Here is a 15,371-nt window from a genome sequence, read left to right as displayed (position 1 = left end):
CAGCATCGTTCCCGGCGGTGATCAGTGACCGCTGCCGATCACTCTCCCCCTGCACCCCGTACCGGAATGGACACCCTCATGTACTTCGCGCTCATGGGCAAGCTCAGCGCTCGCCGCCAGAACCTCGCCGCCGACAAGGACAAGGGCTTCACGCTCATCGAGCTCCTCGTCGTCGTGATCATCATCGGCATCCTCGCCGCCATCGCCATCCCGGTGTACCTCGGCGTGCAGAACAACGCCCGCGACGCCTCCGTGAAGAGCGACCTCTCGAACGCGAAGACCGCGGTCATCGGGTTCCAGACCGACACGGGCAACCTGCCCACCACGCTCGACGCCGCGACCCTCGGCAAGTACGGCTACACGGTCAGCGCGGACAACGTCCTCGGCTTCAAGGCAGCGCCCACCGCGGGCACGACCACCTTCTGCATCAACGGAACGGGCAAGACCGGCAAGGCCTTCAGCATCACGGACGCTGCAGCAGTCGTCGAAGGCGCCTGCAAGTAGCACTCCTCACCTCGGGGGGAGGGCGCCCACCCTCCCCCCGAGACATCCCCCCGCAACTCCACCCCTGACCCGACCGGGAGGTGACCCACCATGCTCCAGCTCCTCAGCGACCGGCTGCGGCCCGCCGACCCGGCCGACCGCGACGCCGGCCTCTCGCTCGTCGAGGTGGTCGTCGCCCTCCTGGTCTTCGCGGTCATCACCGTCGGCTCCGTCGTCGCCGTGGGGCTGACGCTCTCCATCTCGAGCGACAACCGCAGCCGTGAGGTGGCGACGAACCTGGCCTCCGAGGCCGTCGACGTCGCCCGCGGCACCTCCGACGTCATCCAGGTGGCCAGCGGCCAGACGAAGAAGAGCGTCGGCGGAGTCACATACACCGTCAAGCAGACCGCGTCGTGGCAGACGACCTCCGGCGTCGACGCCACCTGCACCCCGGCCGCCGCGAGCGGCAACGGCTCCCTCTTCTACAAGCACGTCCACGTCGAGGTCAAGTGGGAGGGCATGCGCAGCTCCGACTCGCCCGTGCGCAGCGAGACGATCCTCGCCCCCAACAGTCGCCTCAACGACCAGGACACCGGCACGATCCTCGTCGGCGTCAAGGACGCCCAGGGCGCACCCGTCCCCGGCCTCGTCGTCACCGTCGAGCCCGACACGACCACGTCGAGCCCCGGCAAGGCGCTCACCGCTGCGTCGAAGCCCGGCACCACGAACGCTGACGGCTGCGCGGTCGCCATCAAGGTGCTCCCCGGCGCGTACAAGGTCACGATCTCCCGATCGGACGCCGCTCCCTGGCGGGACGCCGCCCAGGCGGCGGCCCCGGTCAAGACCGGCATCGTCGTCGTCAAGGGCGACTCCGCAGGCGTGTCGTTCACCTACGCCCCGGGCGACGACTTCGCCGTCAAGTACGCTTCGAACTACAGCGGTCCCTCCGTCCTCCTGCCCGACGACCTAAAGACGACCGTCCTCGGCGGGCCCGCTCCGACGACGACCACGGGCACGCCGTCCGACGTCTTCCTCTTCCCGCTCGCCACCGGTTACCGCATGGTCGCGGGCGACTACCGACCGACGGGCACGGCGGGCGGCACCTGCCTCTCGCCCGACCCGTCGCTCTGGCCGGCCAACGCCGCGGGCAAGACGGCTCCGGTGCAGCCCTTCGTGGCCGCCTCCGACGGGAAGGCCGCCTACCCGCTGCCCATGGGCGTGGTGACCATCCGCCTGGCAGCCGGCACCGACACGGTCGTCCGGGCGACGTCGTCCGCGGCCCTCAACGGCGACCCCGGCTGCGCCGTGCCCCAGACCTACAACTTCACGGTGAAGAACAAGACCAATTCCGGGGAGGTCACCCTCGCCCTCCCCTACGGCACCTGGGCCATCTCGTCCGGCGGCAGCACCTCGACCCTCCGCGGCGTCACGCTGAGCGGCCTGATCGGCTCCCTGCTCGGCGCGATCCTCGGCGGTTCCGGCACGTCGTCGAACGTCGTGAGCCTCGACCCGAGGCCCGCCTCGTGAGCGCTCTGCGCACGCTCCTGGCCCGACGTCGCGACGACGCGGGCGTGAGCCTGGCGGAGCTGCTCGTCGCGATGATGGTCTTCGGCATCGTCATCACCGTGGTGTCGACCACCTTCGTCTCGCTCGCCAAGGCCACGAGCCAGGCCCGCTCGATCGACCTCAACACCCGTGTCGCGTCGACCGGCCTCGCCGACCTCACCCGCACGATCCGTGCCGCCCGCACGATCCCCGCCCCCGGCGGCACCGAGGCGCCGTCCTTCAGCGTGGCCTCGACCGAGGCCCTGACCCTGACCTCGGCGGTCAACACCGCGGACTCCGTCAGCACCGTCCCTCGGAAGGTGTCGTTCACCGTCCGCCCCGACCGCAGCCTCGTCGAGACGACCGTCGTCGGCACCGCCAGCGGGTCCGACTCGTGGGAGTTCACGAGGGCCGCGACGACGCGCGTCGTCGGGGGCTCCGTGCTGACGACCGCGGTCTCGGGCACGCCGCTCTTCAGCTACGTCGACTTCAGTGGCAAGCAGCTGCTGCCCGACGCCTCCGGCGCCCTCACCTCGACCCAGATGTCGACGATCGCCTCGGTGCGCATCAGCCTGTCCGTCGACCGGGCCGGCGCCAAGACCGCCCAGACGGTCACCCTCCAGAACAGCGTCTCGCTCTCGAACCTCCTCGGGGGGGCCGTCTCGTGATCCGACTCCGCCGCGCGCTCCGCCTCGACCGTCTCCGCGACGACCGCGGGATGGCCATGGCCATCACCCTGATCTTCGGCATGGTGCTCATCATCATGGCGGCCACCGCCTTGACGGTCGCGACCAGCGGCCTGAAGAAGGCCGACCGCGACCAGGACTGGAACGCCGCCCTCTCCGCCGCCTACGCGGGCGTGGAGGAGTACCAGGCGCGCCTCGCGAACGACAACAGCTACCAGCAGTTCGGGAACCCGGCCGCGCCCTTCAGCAAGCTGACCGCGAGCCCCGTGAGCCTGCCGACCGGTTCGCAGGTCAACCCCGCTTTCGGCACGGGGGCCGCAGGCACCTGGGCCACGGTGCCCTTCAGCGAGGGCCGGGCGTCGTTCCGCTACGAGGTCGACAACTCGAAGTTCGCCTCGGCGGGCGCGCTCCGCGTGCGAGCGACCGGGAAGGTCGGCAGCGAGACCCGGTCGGTGATCGCGGAGCTCCGTCAGAAGGGCTTCATCGACTACCTCTACTTCACCGACATCGAGTCGCAGGACCCGACGCTCACGGGCAAGACGAGCGCCGACTGCAAGCGTCACGCGTGGGAGGGCCGCACCCAGGGCGACGCCTGCGGCGAGATCGCATTCAGCGGCGGCGACGTCATCGCCGGCCCCGCGCACTCGAACGACACGATGCGCGTCTGCTCGGCCACCTTCGAGCAGGGCGTCACGACGGCGAGCCCGACGACGGGCCGCTCGTACGCCCAGGTCGACTCGAACGGCTACGCGTGCTCGGGCCAGCGGTTCCTCAAGGAGCGCGCCCCCGGTGCGGGGCCCGACCAGGTGGCGAGCGTCCTGATGCCCGACACCCTGGGCGACAAGATCCGCGAGATGCGCACCGACATCCCCGGTGAGGTCGCGCGCCCCGGCTGCCTGTACACGGGGCCGACCGACATCGTCTTCACCGCCGACGGCAAGATGACGGTGAAGTCCCCGTACACGAAGAAGACCCGCATCTCGAACGCCGCTGCGACCGAGGGAACGACCGACGCCGACTGCGGGCTGCCCGGCACGGCCGACGGCCAGCTCGGCTCCGCCAAGGGCGCGACGATCCCCGTGCCCGCGAACAACATCGTCTACGTGCAGAACATCCCCGTCCTCGTCGCCGGCGCCGGCGCGGGGAAGCAGAACGTCAACGCCGCCGCGTCGGTCGGCGACCTCACCGAGACGTCGTGCGGCAACAACCACGTCGGCTACCCCCGGGCAGGCGAGTCCGTCCCGACCTCCTCGACCACCGGCGGCACCGGCACCGGCACCTGCGCCTACGGAGCCCGTAGTGGTGACGTCTTCGTCAAGGGCACCTTCCAGGGCCAGCTCACGGTGGCGGCCCAGAACTACCTCTACGTCACGGGCGACGTCGTGTACTCGCAGACGAACGCCAGCACGAACGTCCTCGGCCTCGCGTCCGACGGCGTCGCGTGGGTCTGGAACCCCGTGTCGGCCGCCACCGGCGCCTCGCTGCTCGGCGACTCGGATCGCGAGATCGACGCGGCGATCATCTCGGTCAACCACTCCTTCCTCGTGCAGAACTACGGGCGGGGCGGCGACCGGGGCACGCTCACGGTGAAGGGCTCGATCGCCCAGGCCTTCCGTGGCGTCGTGCGCAACGGCTCGAACGGCTACATCAAGGCCTACGCGTACGACACCCGCCTGCGCTACCTCGCGCCGCCGAAGTTCCTCAGCCCGGTGACCACGTCGTACGGCATCACCACGCAGACCGAGGTCCTGCCCGCCTACCGGTCGACGGGAGCCGCCTCGTGACCGCCGCCGCCCCCTGGCTCGTCGCCCTGTTCGTCGCCGGCGGCCTCGGCCTCCTCATCGGCTCGTTCCTCAACGTCGTCGTGCACCGCGTGCCGGCCGGCGTCTCGATCGCACGCCCGGCCAGCGCCTGCCCGTCGTGCAGCTCGCCGATCCGTCGTCGTGACAACGTGCCCGTGGTCAGCTGGCTCGCCCTCCGCGGGCGCTGCCGCGACTGCTCGGCGGCGATCTCGGCCCGCTACCCGATCGTCGAGCTCGCCACGGGCGTCTTCTTCCTCGTCGTCGCGGCGCGGCTCTGGCCGCTCACCGACGTGCCGACGGAGGTCCTGCCGCTGGTGTCGCGCCTCCTCGCCCTGCTCGCCTTCCTCTGGCTGGCCGGAGCGAGCGTCGCGCTCGCCGTCATCGACGTCGAGCACCACCGCCTGCCCGACGCGATCGTCCTGCCGAGCTACGCGGTGGGCGGCGTCCTCCTCGCCGCCTCGAGCGCGCTGGTCGGCGACTGGGCGGCGCTCCTCCGCGCCGGCGTCGGCCTCGCCGCGATGTTCCTCTTCTACCTGGCCCTCGGCCTCGGCTGGAAGGGCGGCATGGCCCTCGGCGACATCAAGCTCGCCGGCGTGCTCGGCCTCTACCTGGGCTGGCTCGGCTGGGCCGAGCTCGCCGTCGGGTCGTTCGCGGCGTTCCTCCTCGGCGGCCTGTTCTCGGTCGTCCTGTTGGCCACCCGCCGGGTGCAGCGCAGCGGCGGCATCCCCTTCGGACCCTGGATGCTCGCGGGCGCCTGGGTCGGCGTCTTCGTCGGCGGCATCGTCGCCACCGGCTACCTCACCCTCCTCGGCCTGGCATGACCAGGCGACCTGACAGAGAGCAGCACTGATGGGCAAGAACATCGTGGGCATCGACATCGGCAGCCGCACCGTGCGCGCCGTCGAGGTGGCCGACGCCGACAAGGCGAAGCCGACCGTGGTCCGCTTCGCCGAGGTCGAGCTGCCCGAGGGCGCGGCGAGCCGCGGCGAGGTGCTCGAGCCGCAGACGGTCGCCGGGTCGCTCAAGCAGCTCTGGTCGGCCGGCGGCTTCAAGAGCAAGCGGGTCGTGCTCGGCATGGGCAACCAGCGCGTGCTGGCCCGCGACCTCACCGTCGCGAAGATGTCGCCGCAGCGGATCAAGGAGGCGCTGCCCTTCCAGGTGCAGGACATGCTGCCGGTGCCGGTGGCCGACGCGCTCCTCGACTTCTACCCGTACAGCGAGGGAGTGGGCGACAACGGCCCGGTCGTCAACGGGCTGCTGATCGCCGCCGTCAAGGACGCCGTGCTCGGCAACGTCCGTGCCAGCAAGCTCGCCGGCCTGACCACGCTGGGCGTCGACCTCATCCCGTTCGCGACGGTGCGCCTCCTCGTGAACCGCCCCCGGGTCGTCGGCACGGTGGCCGTCGTCGAGATCGGGCACAACACGACCTCGGTCGTCATGGTGACCGACGGGGTGCCGCAGTTCGTCCGCATCATCCCCTCGGGCGGCGACGACATCACGCAGGCCGTGGCCGCCGCGCTCGAGACGGGCCCGGCCGCGGCCGAGCAGCTCAAGCACGCCCGCGGACTCTCGACCGTCGTCACCACCCCGCAGGAGCAGGCGGCCTCGTCGGCCATCTTCGAGTCGACCAACGACCTGCTCGGCAGCCTGCGCAACACCGTCCAGTACTTCGTCAACACGCGGCCCGCCAACCCCGTCGCGGGCATCCTGCTCGCCGGGGGAGGCTCGGCCATGCCGGGCTTCTCCGACGCCCTGTCGGAGGTCACGCGCCTCCCCGTCGCCCTCGGCGACCCCCTCGCGACGGTCGCCGTCGCCAAGACCGTCGACGAGGCGGCCCTCCGGGCCCGCCCCTCCGACCTGACCGTGGCCCTGGGCCTCGCCCTCGGGAGCGCCGCATGAGATCGTCCAAGAGAGACGCCGCCATCACCGTGGGAGGCGCCCCCCGCGTCGACCTGCTTCCCCCGGAGGTGCGGGCCGAGCGTCGCGCCGCCTCGACCACGCGCCGCACCTGGCTCGGCGTCGTCGTGCTCGTGGCCGCCACCGTCGTCGCCTCGGGAGCCGCGACCCTCGGCTCGCTCTCCGCGGCCGACGACCTCACCGTGGTCCAGAGCGAGACGAGCACGCTGCTCGCGCAGCAGGCGAAGTTCTCCGAGGTGCGCGACACGCAGTCGCAGGTCGACCTGATCGAGTCGGGCCAGGCCGTCGGAGGCTCCACCGACATCGACTGGGCGACCTACCTCCGCTCGGTGCAGGGCACCCTGCCCGTCGGCGTCACCGTGACGAGCGTCTCGCTCGACCAGGCCTCGCCGCTCGAGTCGTACGCGCAGGGCACGTCCCCGCTCGAGGGCTCGCGCGTCGCGACCGTCGTCTTCACCGCGACGAGCCCCACCCTGCCCGCCGTGCCGGTCTGGCTCGACGGCCTCGCGACCCTGCCCGGCTTCGCCGACGCGACCCCCGGGTCGGTCGCCTTCTCCGACGGCGTCTACGAGGCGACCGTCACCATGCACATCACCGCCGACGCCTTCTCGGGCCGGTTCGACGAGAAGGACGACTGACGTGGACCGCAACCGACTCATGATGTTCGCCGCGATGGGCACCGCCGTCGTGGTGCTCGCCCTCGGCTTCCTGCTCGGCGTCCAGCCGCAGCTCTCGGCGGCCACCGCGTCGCGCGAGCAGATCACGACGGTGACGACGCAGAACGAGCAGATCCGGGCGGCGATCGCCCAGCTGCAGGCCGACAACGACGCCCTGCCCGCGCTGCGGTCCGAGCTCGGCACGCTGCAGACGGCGATCCCGTCGTCGGCGTCGCTCTCGACCTTCATCAGCGAGGTCAGCCGGCTCTCCGACGAGACCAGCACGACCGTGGTCGACATCACGACGACCGAGGCCGAGGCGTACGCCCCGGTCGCGGCCGCCGCCCCGGCCGACGCCGCGGCCTCCACGGACGCCACGGCCGAGTCGACCGACGCCGCCACGGCCGCGCCGGCCGCGGAGCCCGTCGCCCCCACGGCGCCCGACCTCGTGAGCGACCCGGCGATCACCGCGGCGAACTTCTCCGTCGTGCCGGTCTCGATCACGGTCGAGGGCTCGTACTCCGACGCCCTCGACTTCGTCGCGGCCCTCCAGGGCGGCAGCCGGCTGTTCGCCCTCGAGACCTTCGGCAGCTCCGGCAGCGAGGAGGCCGGCAGCGAGGGCGCGGCCCCCGACAGCTGGACGGTCTCGGGCAACGTCTACGTGCTGCTCGACGCGGCCTCGACGCCGACCGACGCCACCACGACGCCGACCGCGCAGGCCGAGGGCGACGCCGACGACAGCACGGCCGCGGGGGAGTAGCCCCCCACCTGCACGACCCTCGAGTGGTCACGACGTGCCCTCCCCGCCCCGGCGGAGGAGCACGTCGTGACCACTCGTTCGTCGTCCGGGGCGCCCGGCGTCGTCGGGGGCCGATCGGCGACGACGGCGACGACGACCGCGCGCGTGTCCCCCGCCACCGCCCCGACCGCACGGTCCCCGTGTACCCCGGGTGAGGGCCACCACGCCCCCCCGGGCGGGGGGAACCACCCGTCGTCCACATCGCCCTCCCGGGCCCGAGCCCGTAGTCTCCAGGAGAGCCGCCCGACCATCCCGACCGGGCGCGCCCGCGACCTGCCCCTCGTGGCCACCCACCACGACGACGCCGAGCCCACCCAGCTCGACGTCCCGGGCGCCCCGAACGCCCGCGGTCGCGAACCACTCCGCACGAAAGTCGCACACCCGAATGTCGATGTCCTCGTCGGCGCGCCCTGACGCGCGCCCCGCCCTGCCCTCCTCCGCCCCGACCGACGCCGGGAGGCGCGGCCTCAGCGGTCGCACCCGCCTGGCCGCGGTCGCGATCCCGGCCCTGCTCGCCGCCTCCGTCGTCCTCCTCCCCGCGCCCTCTGCGCTCGCCGCCACCGCGCCGGCCACGCTGTCGTGCACGACGTCCGAGGACGTCCCCGGTCGCGCCGACGGCCTCGACTACCCCAAGGGCGTCGCGGTCGACACGGCCCGCGACAGCATCTGGGTGCTCGACTCGGCCACCGGCGTGCTGCACCAGCGTGCGGCCGACGGCACCTACACCGACGCCCCCGCGCCCGGCGCCGACCTGGGCCCCGTGGGCCAGGCCTTCGGCCTCGCGTTCGACGGCAGCGCCGCCGGCGCCGACAGCCTGGTCGTCGCCGACACCGAGGCGGACCGCGTGCTGCGCTACCAGCCCGACACCCAGGTCTGGACGGCCCTGCCCGACTACGCCGGCTTCGACCGCGTGACCAGCGTCGCGGTCGCCGCCGACGGCACCGTCTACGCCACGACCGGCTACACCGACCAGGTCGTCGCGCTCGCCCCCGGCGAGACCACGTGGGCCGTCGTGCTGCCCGCCAGCGACCCGCAGACCACCGACGGCACGATCGGCGTCGCCGTCGGCGCGGACGGCCTCGTCTACGTCATCGACCGCCCCGCCGACGAGGTGCGCGTGGTCGCCGCCGACGGCACGGTCTCGACCATCGCCGTGCCCTTCCGCCTCGACGAGTCCGCGGGCATCGCCGTCGACGCCGCCGGCCGCCTCTACGTCACCGACGAGGCCCGCGACGTCCTCCTCGTCCGCGAGGGCGAGACGTGGACCACCGTGGGGGCCGGCGGGGCCGACGCCTGCGCCTTCTCGAACCCGTGGGGCGTCGCGGTCGACGGCGACACCGTCGTCGTGACCGACAGCGACACCGACCGCCTGCAGTTCCTCGCGATCACCGCGGCGGCCGTCGTCCCGACGACGCCCACGACCCCGACGACCCCGACGACCCCGACGACCCCGACCACGCCGACGACCCCGACGACGCCGACCACCCCGGCCGCGGTGACGCCGACCGTGCCGACCACCCCGTCGACGCCCGCCGCGGCCGCCCCCGCGGCGACGACGCCGGCCGCCGGGGCGCCGACGCGCCTCACCCCGACGGCCACCCGTGCCGCCGCGGAGCCGGCCGACGGCGAGCTCGCCTTCACGGGCTCCGACACGACGACGCCGCTCGGCATCGCCGCCGTCCTGGTCGGCCTGGGCCTCGCCCTGACCGCCGTGGCCGCCGGCCGCGCCGGTCGAGCACGCCGCCGCGCCTGACGCGGGTCGACGCTCCGCTCGACGGGACCGCCCCGCCGCCCTCCCCGGAGGTGCGGCGAGGCGGTCCCGTCGTCCGCCCCCGGGCCCTGTCGGAGGCGCGGCGTACGCTCGCGGGATGACCAGGGCCGTGTACGCACTCATGGGCACGGTGCTCTACGCCGCGCTCCTCATCGCGACGGCCGGCTTCGAGAGCCTGCTCCTCGACCGCGACGTGATCAGCGAGCCCGACGCCGGCACCCTGCTCGGCCCCGCCATGGCGGCCGCGGCGCTGCTCGTCGTCCTCCTGGCGCTGATGCGCTCGGCGGCGGTCGCCGACGGTGCCGAGGGCAGGGCGCCGGAGTCGCGGGGCACCTTCCCCGCCCAGCCCGCCGACGCTCCCGGCCCGGGCAGGCCGGCCCCGACGGGCCCCGCCGACGGCCCCGGCGCGGGCGCGCCCCGCACCCCGGCCCCGCGCCTCCTGCCCCCGGCCCTCGTCACCGCCCTCCTCGTCTGGGCGGCCATGGTCGTCGTCGGCTCGGTCGGCTACGCGCTGGTGCGCGACGACGGCGCCGCGGCCGTCCTGTTCGCGGGCCGGTACGTCCTCTCGCCGTTCGTGCTCGGCAGCGCCCTCTGGGCCGGGCTCGTGGTGCTCGGCGTCGCGGCCGCCTCCCGGGTCGACCCCTCCCGGGGCAGCCCGCGATCATTTGATTAAGCCCCTACCGGAAGCTATGCTCTATCGGGTGTGCGCTCAACGGCGCGCCCGAAAAATCCGCACCACGACGGGGTCCGCCCGGTCGTGGGGGTCGGATGCACCGTCTCTCGTGGTGGCCTCCAGGCCGTCCACGACGACCAGCGGCCTCCTCTCTCGAGCAGCGCCGCGGTCGGGCTCAGCGCTGGCGAGCACCTCCGGGTGCCGACCGGCGTGAGGCACGACGAGGATGCCGACCGTCCGGTCGGACAGAGCAGAGCCCTGCACGAGCAGAGCGCAACTTAGGAGAACCAGTGCCAACCATCCAGCAGCTGGTCCGCAAGGGTCGTACGCCGAAGGTCGTCAAGACCAAGGCCCCCGCCCTGCGGTCCAACCCCCAGCAGCGTGGCGTGTGCACCCGTGTGTACACCACCACCCCCAAGAAGCCGAACTCCGCGCTCCGCAAGGTCGCCCGCGTGAAGCTCTCCAACGGCACCGAGGTCACCGCCTACATCCCCGGCGAGGGCCACAACCTGCAGGAGCACTCGATGGTGCTCGTCCGCGGCGGTCGCGTGAAGGACCTCCCCGGCGTGCGCTACAAGATCGTTCGTGGCGCCCTCGACACCCAGGCCGTGAAGAACCGCAAGCAGGCTCGTAGCCTCTACGGTGCGAAGAAGGACAAGAAGTAATGCCTCGTAAAGGACCCGCGCCCAAGCGCCCTGTCGTCGCCGATCCCGTCTACGGGGCTCCGATCGTCAGCCAGCTCGTCAACAAGATCCTGCTCGACGGCAAGAAGGGCCTCGCCGAGCGCATCGTCTACGGTGCCCTCGCCGGCGTCGCCGCGAAGAACGACCAGGACGCCGTCGCCACGCTGAAGAAGGCGCTCGACAACGTGCGCCCGACCCTCGAGGTGCGTTCGCGCCGCGTCGGCGGCTCGACCTACCAGGTCCCCGTCGAGGTCAAGCCGCACCGCGCCAACACCCTGGCGCTCCGCTGGCTGACCTCGTACGCCAAGGCTCGTCGTGAGAAGACCATGACCGAGCGCCTGATGAACGAGATCCTCGACGCCTCCAACGGCCTCGGCGCCGCTGTCAAGCGTCGCGAGGACACGCACAAGATGGCCGAGGCCAACAAGGCCTTCGCGCACTACCGCTGGTAACCAGTCGATGAGGTGCGGTGCGGGCACTCCCCGCACCGCGCCTCCCCGGCTCCCACAACTCCCCACCTACCCCTTCGGAGGAACCCGTGGCACAGGACGTGCTCACCGACCTGAACAAGGTCCGCAACATCGGCATCATGGCTCACATCGATGCTGGCAAGACGACGACCACCGAGCGCATCCTGTACTACACGGGCATCACCCACAAGATCGGTGAGGTCCACGACGGTGCGGCCACGATGGACTGGATGGCGCAGGAGCAGGAGCGCGGCATCACCATCACGTCGGCGGCCACGACGTGCTTCTGGAACAAGAACCAGATCAACATCATCGACACCCCCGGCCACGTCGACTTCACCGTCGAGGTGGAGCGCTCGCTCCGCGTGCTCGACGGCGCCGTCGCCGTGTTCGACGGCAAGGAGGGCGTCGAGCCCCAGTCCGAGACCGTCTGGCGTCAGGCCGACAAGTACGACGTGCCCCGCATCTGCTTCGTCAACAAGATGGACAAGCTCGGCGCCGACTTCTACTTCACGGTCGACACCATCGTCAACCGCCTGGGCGCTGAGCCCCTGGTGATGCAGCTGCCGATCGGTGCCGAGAGCTCGTTCGAGGGCGTCATCGACCTCGTCGAGATGCGTGCGCTCACGTGGCGCGGCGACGCCAAGGGCGACGTCGAGCTCGGTGCCAAGTACGACATCGAGGAGATCCCGGCCGACCTGGCCGATCGCGCCGCCGAGTACCGCGAGAAGCTCATCGAGCGCGTGGCCGAGGCGGAGGACGCTCTCATGGAGCGCTACCTCGAGGGCGACACCGACTTCACCGTCGCCGAGATCAAGGCGGCCGTCCGCAAGCTGACGGTCAACAGCGAGGTCTACCCGATCTTCTGTGGCTCGGCCTTCAAGAACCGCGGCGTGCAGCCGATGCTCGACGCGGTCATCGACTACCTCCCCTCGCCCCTCGACGTGCCGCCCATGGAGGGCCACGACGTGCGTGACGCCGAGAAGGTCATCATCCGCAAGCCCGAGTCGACGGAGCCCTTCTCGGCCCTCGCCTTCAAGGTCGCGGTGCACCCCTTCTTCGGTCGCCTCACCTACGTCCGCGTCTACTCGGGCTCCATCGAGTCGGGCGCCCAGGTCGTCAACTCCACGAAGGACAAGAAGGAGCGCATCGGCAAGATCTTCCAGATGCACTCCAACAAGGAGAACCCGGTCGACAGCGTGACCGCCGGCCACATCTACGCGGTCATCGGCCTCAAGTTCACGACCACCGGCGACACCCTGTGCGACCCGCAGGACCAGGTCGTCCTCGAGTCGATGACCTTCCCCGAGCCCGTCATCGAGGTCGCCATCGAGCCGAAGACGAAGGCCGACCAGGAGAAGCTCTCGCTGGCCATCCAGAAGCTCGCCGAAGAAGACCCGACGTTCCGCGTCGAGCTCAACGCCGAGACGGGCCAGACGGTCATCAAGGGCATGGGCGAGCTCCACCTCGACATCCTCGTCGACCGCATGAAGCGCGAGTTCAACGTCGAGGCCAACGTCGGCAAGCCCCAGGTCGCGTACCGCGAGACCCTCAAGAAGGGCATCGAGCGCTACGACTACACCCACAAGAAGCAGACGGGTGGCTCGGGCCAGTTCGCCAAGGTCCAGATCGCGCTGGAGCCCTTCGAGGTCACGGCCGAGTCGACCTACGAGTTCGTCAACAAGGTCACGGGTGGCCGCGTGCCGCGCGAGTACATCCCGTCGGTCGACGCGGGCATCCAGGACGCCATGCAGGTCGGAGTCCTCGCGGGCTACCCCACCGTGGGCGTCCGGGCCCTGCTCCTCGACGGTGCGGCGCACGACGTCGACTCGTCCGAGATGGCCTTCAAGATCGCTGGGTCGATCGCCTACAAAGAGGCGGCTCGCAAGGCCCAGCCCGTTCTCCTCGAGCCGCTCATGGCGGTCGAGGTGCGTACGCCCGAGGAGTACATGGGCGACGTCATCGGCGACCTCAGCTCGCGTCGCGGGCAGATCTCGTCGATGGAAGACGCCAGTGGTGTGAAGGTCGTTCGGGCCAGCGTGCCGCTGTCGGAGATGTTCGGCTACGTCGGAGACCTGCGGTCGAAGACCTCGGGCCGTGCCGTCTACTCGATGACGTTCGAGTCGTACCAGGAAGTCCCCTCGGCCGTGGCCGAGGAGATCATCCAGAAGAACAAGGGCGAATAGTCCCGAATCTCGCGGCCGTTCCTCGACCGCGTAACATGTACACACACCAATCCGCAGTGTCCGGTAGGCCGGGTCATCGACCCGGCCCCCGGCCCCACTGCAACCGAGTCCTGAGGAGGACCCACAGTGGCTAAGGCCAAGTTCGAGCGGACCAAGCCGCACGTCAACATCGGAACCATCGGTCACGTCGACCACGGCAAGACCACGCTCACCGCGGCGATCACCAAGGTCCTGCACGACAAGTACCCGACCCTCAACGAGGCGTCGGCCTTCGACCAGATCGACAACGCGCCCGAAGAGAAGCAGCGCGGCATCACGATCAACATCTCGCACGTCGAGTACCAGACGGAGAAGCGTCACTACGCTCACGTCGACGCTCCCGGCCACGCCGACTACATCAAGAACATGATCACCGGTGCGGCTCAGATGGACGGCGCGATCCTCGTGGTCGCCGCCACCGACGGCCCGATGCCCCAGACGCGTGAGCACGTCCTGCTCGCCCGCCAGGTCGGCGTTCCCTACATCGTCGTGGCGCTGAACAAGTCCGACATGGTCGACGACGAGGAGATCCTCGAGCTCGTCGAGATCGAGGTGCGCGAGCTCCTCTCGAGCCAGGACTTCGACGGCGACAACGCCCCCGTCGTCCAGGTCTCCGCTCTCAAGGCCCTCGAGGGCGACGAGAAGTGGGCCGCCACGGTCGCCGACCTGATGGACCAGGTCGACGAGAACGTGCCCGAGCCGGTCCGCGCGACCGACCAGCCCTTCCTCATGCCCGTCGAGGACGTCTTCACGATCACCGGTCGTGGAACCGTCATCACCGGTCGTGTCGAGCGCGGCATCCTGAAGCCGAACGACGAGGTCGAGATCGTCGGCATCAAGGAGAAGTCGTCGAAGACGACCGTCACCGCCATCGAGATGTTCCGCAAGACCCTCGAGGACGCGCGCGCCGGTGAGAACGTCGGCCTGCTCCTCCGCGGCACCAAGCGCGAGGACGTCGAGCGCGGCCAGGTCGTGGTCAAGCCCGGCTCGATCACGCCCCACACCGAGTTCGAGGCGAACGTCTACATCCTCTCCAAGGACGAGGGTGGGCGTCACAACCCGTTCTACGCGAACTACCGCCCGCAGTTCTACTTCCGCACCACCGACGTCACGGGTGTCATCACGCTGCCCGAGGGCACCGAGATGGTCATGCCCGGCGACACGACTGAGATCACCGTCCAGCTGATCCAGCCCATCGCCATGGAAGAGGGCCTGCGTTTCGCCATCCGCGAGGGTGGCCGCACGGTCGGTGCCGGCACCGTCACCAAGATCGCCAAGTAAGTACTGGTCACTCCAGCACTGCTGATCTCCTGAGAGGGGGTCGGGCCCGCAAGGGCCCGGCCCCCTCTCTCGTGTCTCCGGGGTCCGTCGTGTCACCATGGGGTGCCGCCGGATGCGCCGGCGCAGACAGGAGAGACGTCATGGCCGGTTTCGACGACATCACCCGCAAGGCACAGTCGTTCCTCAACGACGGCAAGGTGCAGGACGCCCTCAAGAGCGAGAAGGCGGAGGGCGTGAGCGACCGCATCCTCGACGCCGTCGCCGGCGCTGCCGACAAGGCCACCGGGGGCAAGCACTCCGACAAGATCCAGCAGGCCAAGAGCGCCGCCGACAAGAAGATCGGCAACGAGTAGGCGCACGGCCCCCGCGGCGGCCCCCGG

The 15,371-nt window shown here is 71.1% G+C and carries 15 protein-coding genes; all 15 read left to right on the top strand.

The annotated features are described in order from the left end of the window. Positions 1-66 precede the first annotated feature (66 nt). The gene (locus tag FHR77_RS16660; RefSeq protein ID WP_341777338.1) at positions 67-504 is read left to right on the top strand and encodes a type II secretion system protein; all 438 of its coding nucleotides are present in this window, start codon (positions 67-69) and stop codon (positions 502-504) included. A gap of 90 nt (positions 505-594) precedes the next feature. Next, complete coding sequence (locus tag FHR77_RS11630; RefSeq protein ID WP_167260410.1) at positions 595-2,010, top strand: carboxypeptidase-like regulatory domain-containing protein; 1,416 nt, start codon at positions 595-597, stop codon at positions 2,008-2,010. Beyond that, positions 2,007-2,696, top strand: coding sequence for a prepilin-type N-terminal cleavage/methylation domain-containing protein (locus FHR77_RS11625; protein ID WP_167260408.1), 690 nt, complete (start codon positions 2,007-2,009; stop codon positions 2,694-2,696). Before FHR77_RS11630 ends, FHR77_RS11625 begins: the two co-directional genes overlap by 4 nt. Continuing rightward, complete coding sequence (locus FHR77_RS11620; protein WP_167260406.1) at positions 2,693-4,498, top strand: hypothetical protein; 1,806 nt, start codon at positions 2,693-2,695, stop codon at positions 4,496-4,498. The genes FHR77_RS11625 and FHR77_RS11620 overlap by 4 nt, the downstream gene beginning before the upstream one ends. After that, positions 4,495-5,337: a prepilin peptidase gene (locus FHR77_RS11615; protein ID WP_167260404.1), complete on the top strand. Its 843-nt coding sequence runs from the start codon at positions 4,495-4,497 to the stop codon at positions 5,335-5,337. The genes FHR77_RS11620 and FHR77_RS11615 overlap by 4 nt, the downstream gene beginning before the upstream one ends. A gap of 28 nt (positions 5,338-5,365) precedes the next feature. Continuing rightward, positions 5,366-6,415: a type IV pilus assembly protein PilM gene (pilM, locus tag FHR77_RS11610; RefSeq protein WP_056057433.1), complete on the top strand. Its 1,050-nt coding sequence runs from the start codon at positions 5,366-5,368 to the stop codon at positions 6,413-6,415. Beyond that, positions 6,412-7,071: a hypothetical protein gene (locus FHR77_RS11605; protein WP_156370125.1), complete on the top strand. Its 660-nt coding sequence runs from the start codon at positions 6,412-6,414 to the stop codon at positions 7,069-7,071. Before pilM ends, FHR77_RS11605 begins: the two co-directional genes overlap by 4 nt. A gap of 1 nt (position 7,072) precedes the next feature. Beyond that, on the top strand, positions 7,073-7,849 hold the full coding sequence (locus FHR77_RS11600; protein WP_167260402.1) for a type II secretion system protein M: 777 nt from the start codon (positions 7,073-7,075) through the stop codon (positions 7,847-7,849). Between the two features lie 424 nt (positions 7,850-8,273). Beyond that, on the top strand, positions 8,274-9,641 hold the full coding sequence (locus tag FHR77_RS11595) for an NHL repeat-containing protein (protein WP_167259521.1): 1,368 nt from the start codon (positions 8,274-8,276) through the stop codon (positions 9,639-9,641). 115 nt (positions 9,642-9,756) lie between these two features. Beyond that, entirely contained in the window at positions 9,757-10,332 is a 576-nt protein-coding gene (locus FHR77_RS11590; protein ID WP_167260400.1) for a DUF6121 family protein, read from the top strand. A 290-nt stretch (positions 10,333-10,622) separates the two neighbouring features. After that, positions 10,623-10,997 (top strand): 30S ribosomal protein S12, encoded by a 375-nt coding sequence (rpsL, locus tag FHR77_RS11585; protein WP_043593380.1) that lies wholly within the window; start codon positions 10,623-10,625, stop codon positions 10,995-10,997. Continuing rightward, positions 10,997-11,467 (top strand): 30S ribosomal protein S7, encoded by a 471-nt coding sequence (gene rpsG / locus FHR77_RS11580; RefSeq protein WP_056057412.1) that lies wholly within the window; start codon positions 10,997-10,999, stop codon positions 11,465-11,467. Before rpsL ends, rpsG begins: the two co-directional genes overlap by 1 nt. An 86-nt stretch (positions 11,468-11,553) precedes the next feature. Then, the gene (gene fusA / locus FHR77_RS11575) at positions 11,554-13,671 is read left to right on the top strand and encodes an elongation factor G (protein WP_056057409.1); all 2,118 of its coding nucleotides are present in this window, start codon (positions 11,554-11,556) and stop codon (positions 13,669-13,671) included. A 126-nt stretch (positions 13,672-13,797) separates the two neighbouring features. Continuing rightward, on the top strand, positions 13,798-14,991 hold the full coding sequence (gene tuf / locus FHR77_RS11570) for an elongation factor Tu (protein ID WP_056057406.1): 1,194 nt from the start codon (positions 13,798-13,800) through the stop codon (positions 14,989-14,991). A gap of 140 nt (positions 14,992-15,131) precedes the next feature. Next, entirely contained in the window at positions 15,132-15,344 is a 213-nt protein-coding gene (locus tag FHR77_RS11565; RefSeq protein WP_056057403.1) for an Rv0909 family putative TA system antitoxin, read from the top strand. Positions 15,345-15,371: the final 27 nt, after the last annotated feature.

It is taken from the genome of Frigoribacterium endophyticum, from assembly GCF_011759585.1.
Classification (GTDB): Bacteria; Actinomycetota; Actinomycetes; order Actinomycetales; family Microbacteriaceae; genus Frigoribacterium; species Frigoribacterium endophyticum.
This window is presented reverse-complemented; position numbering and strand designations above follow the sequence as displayed.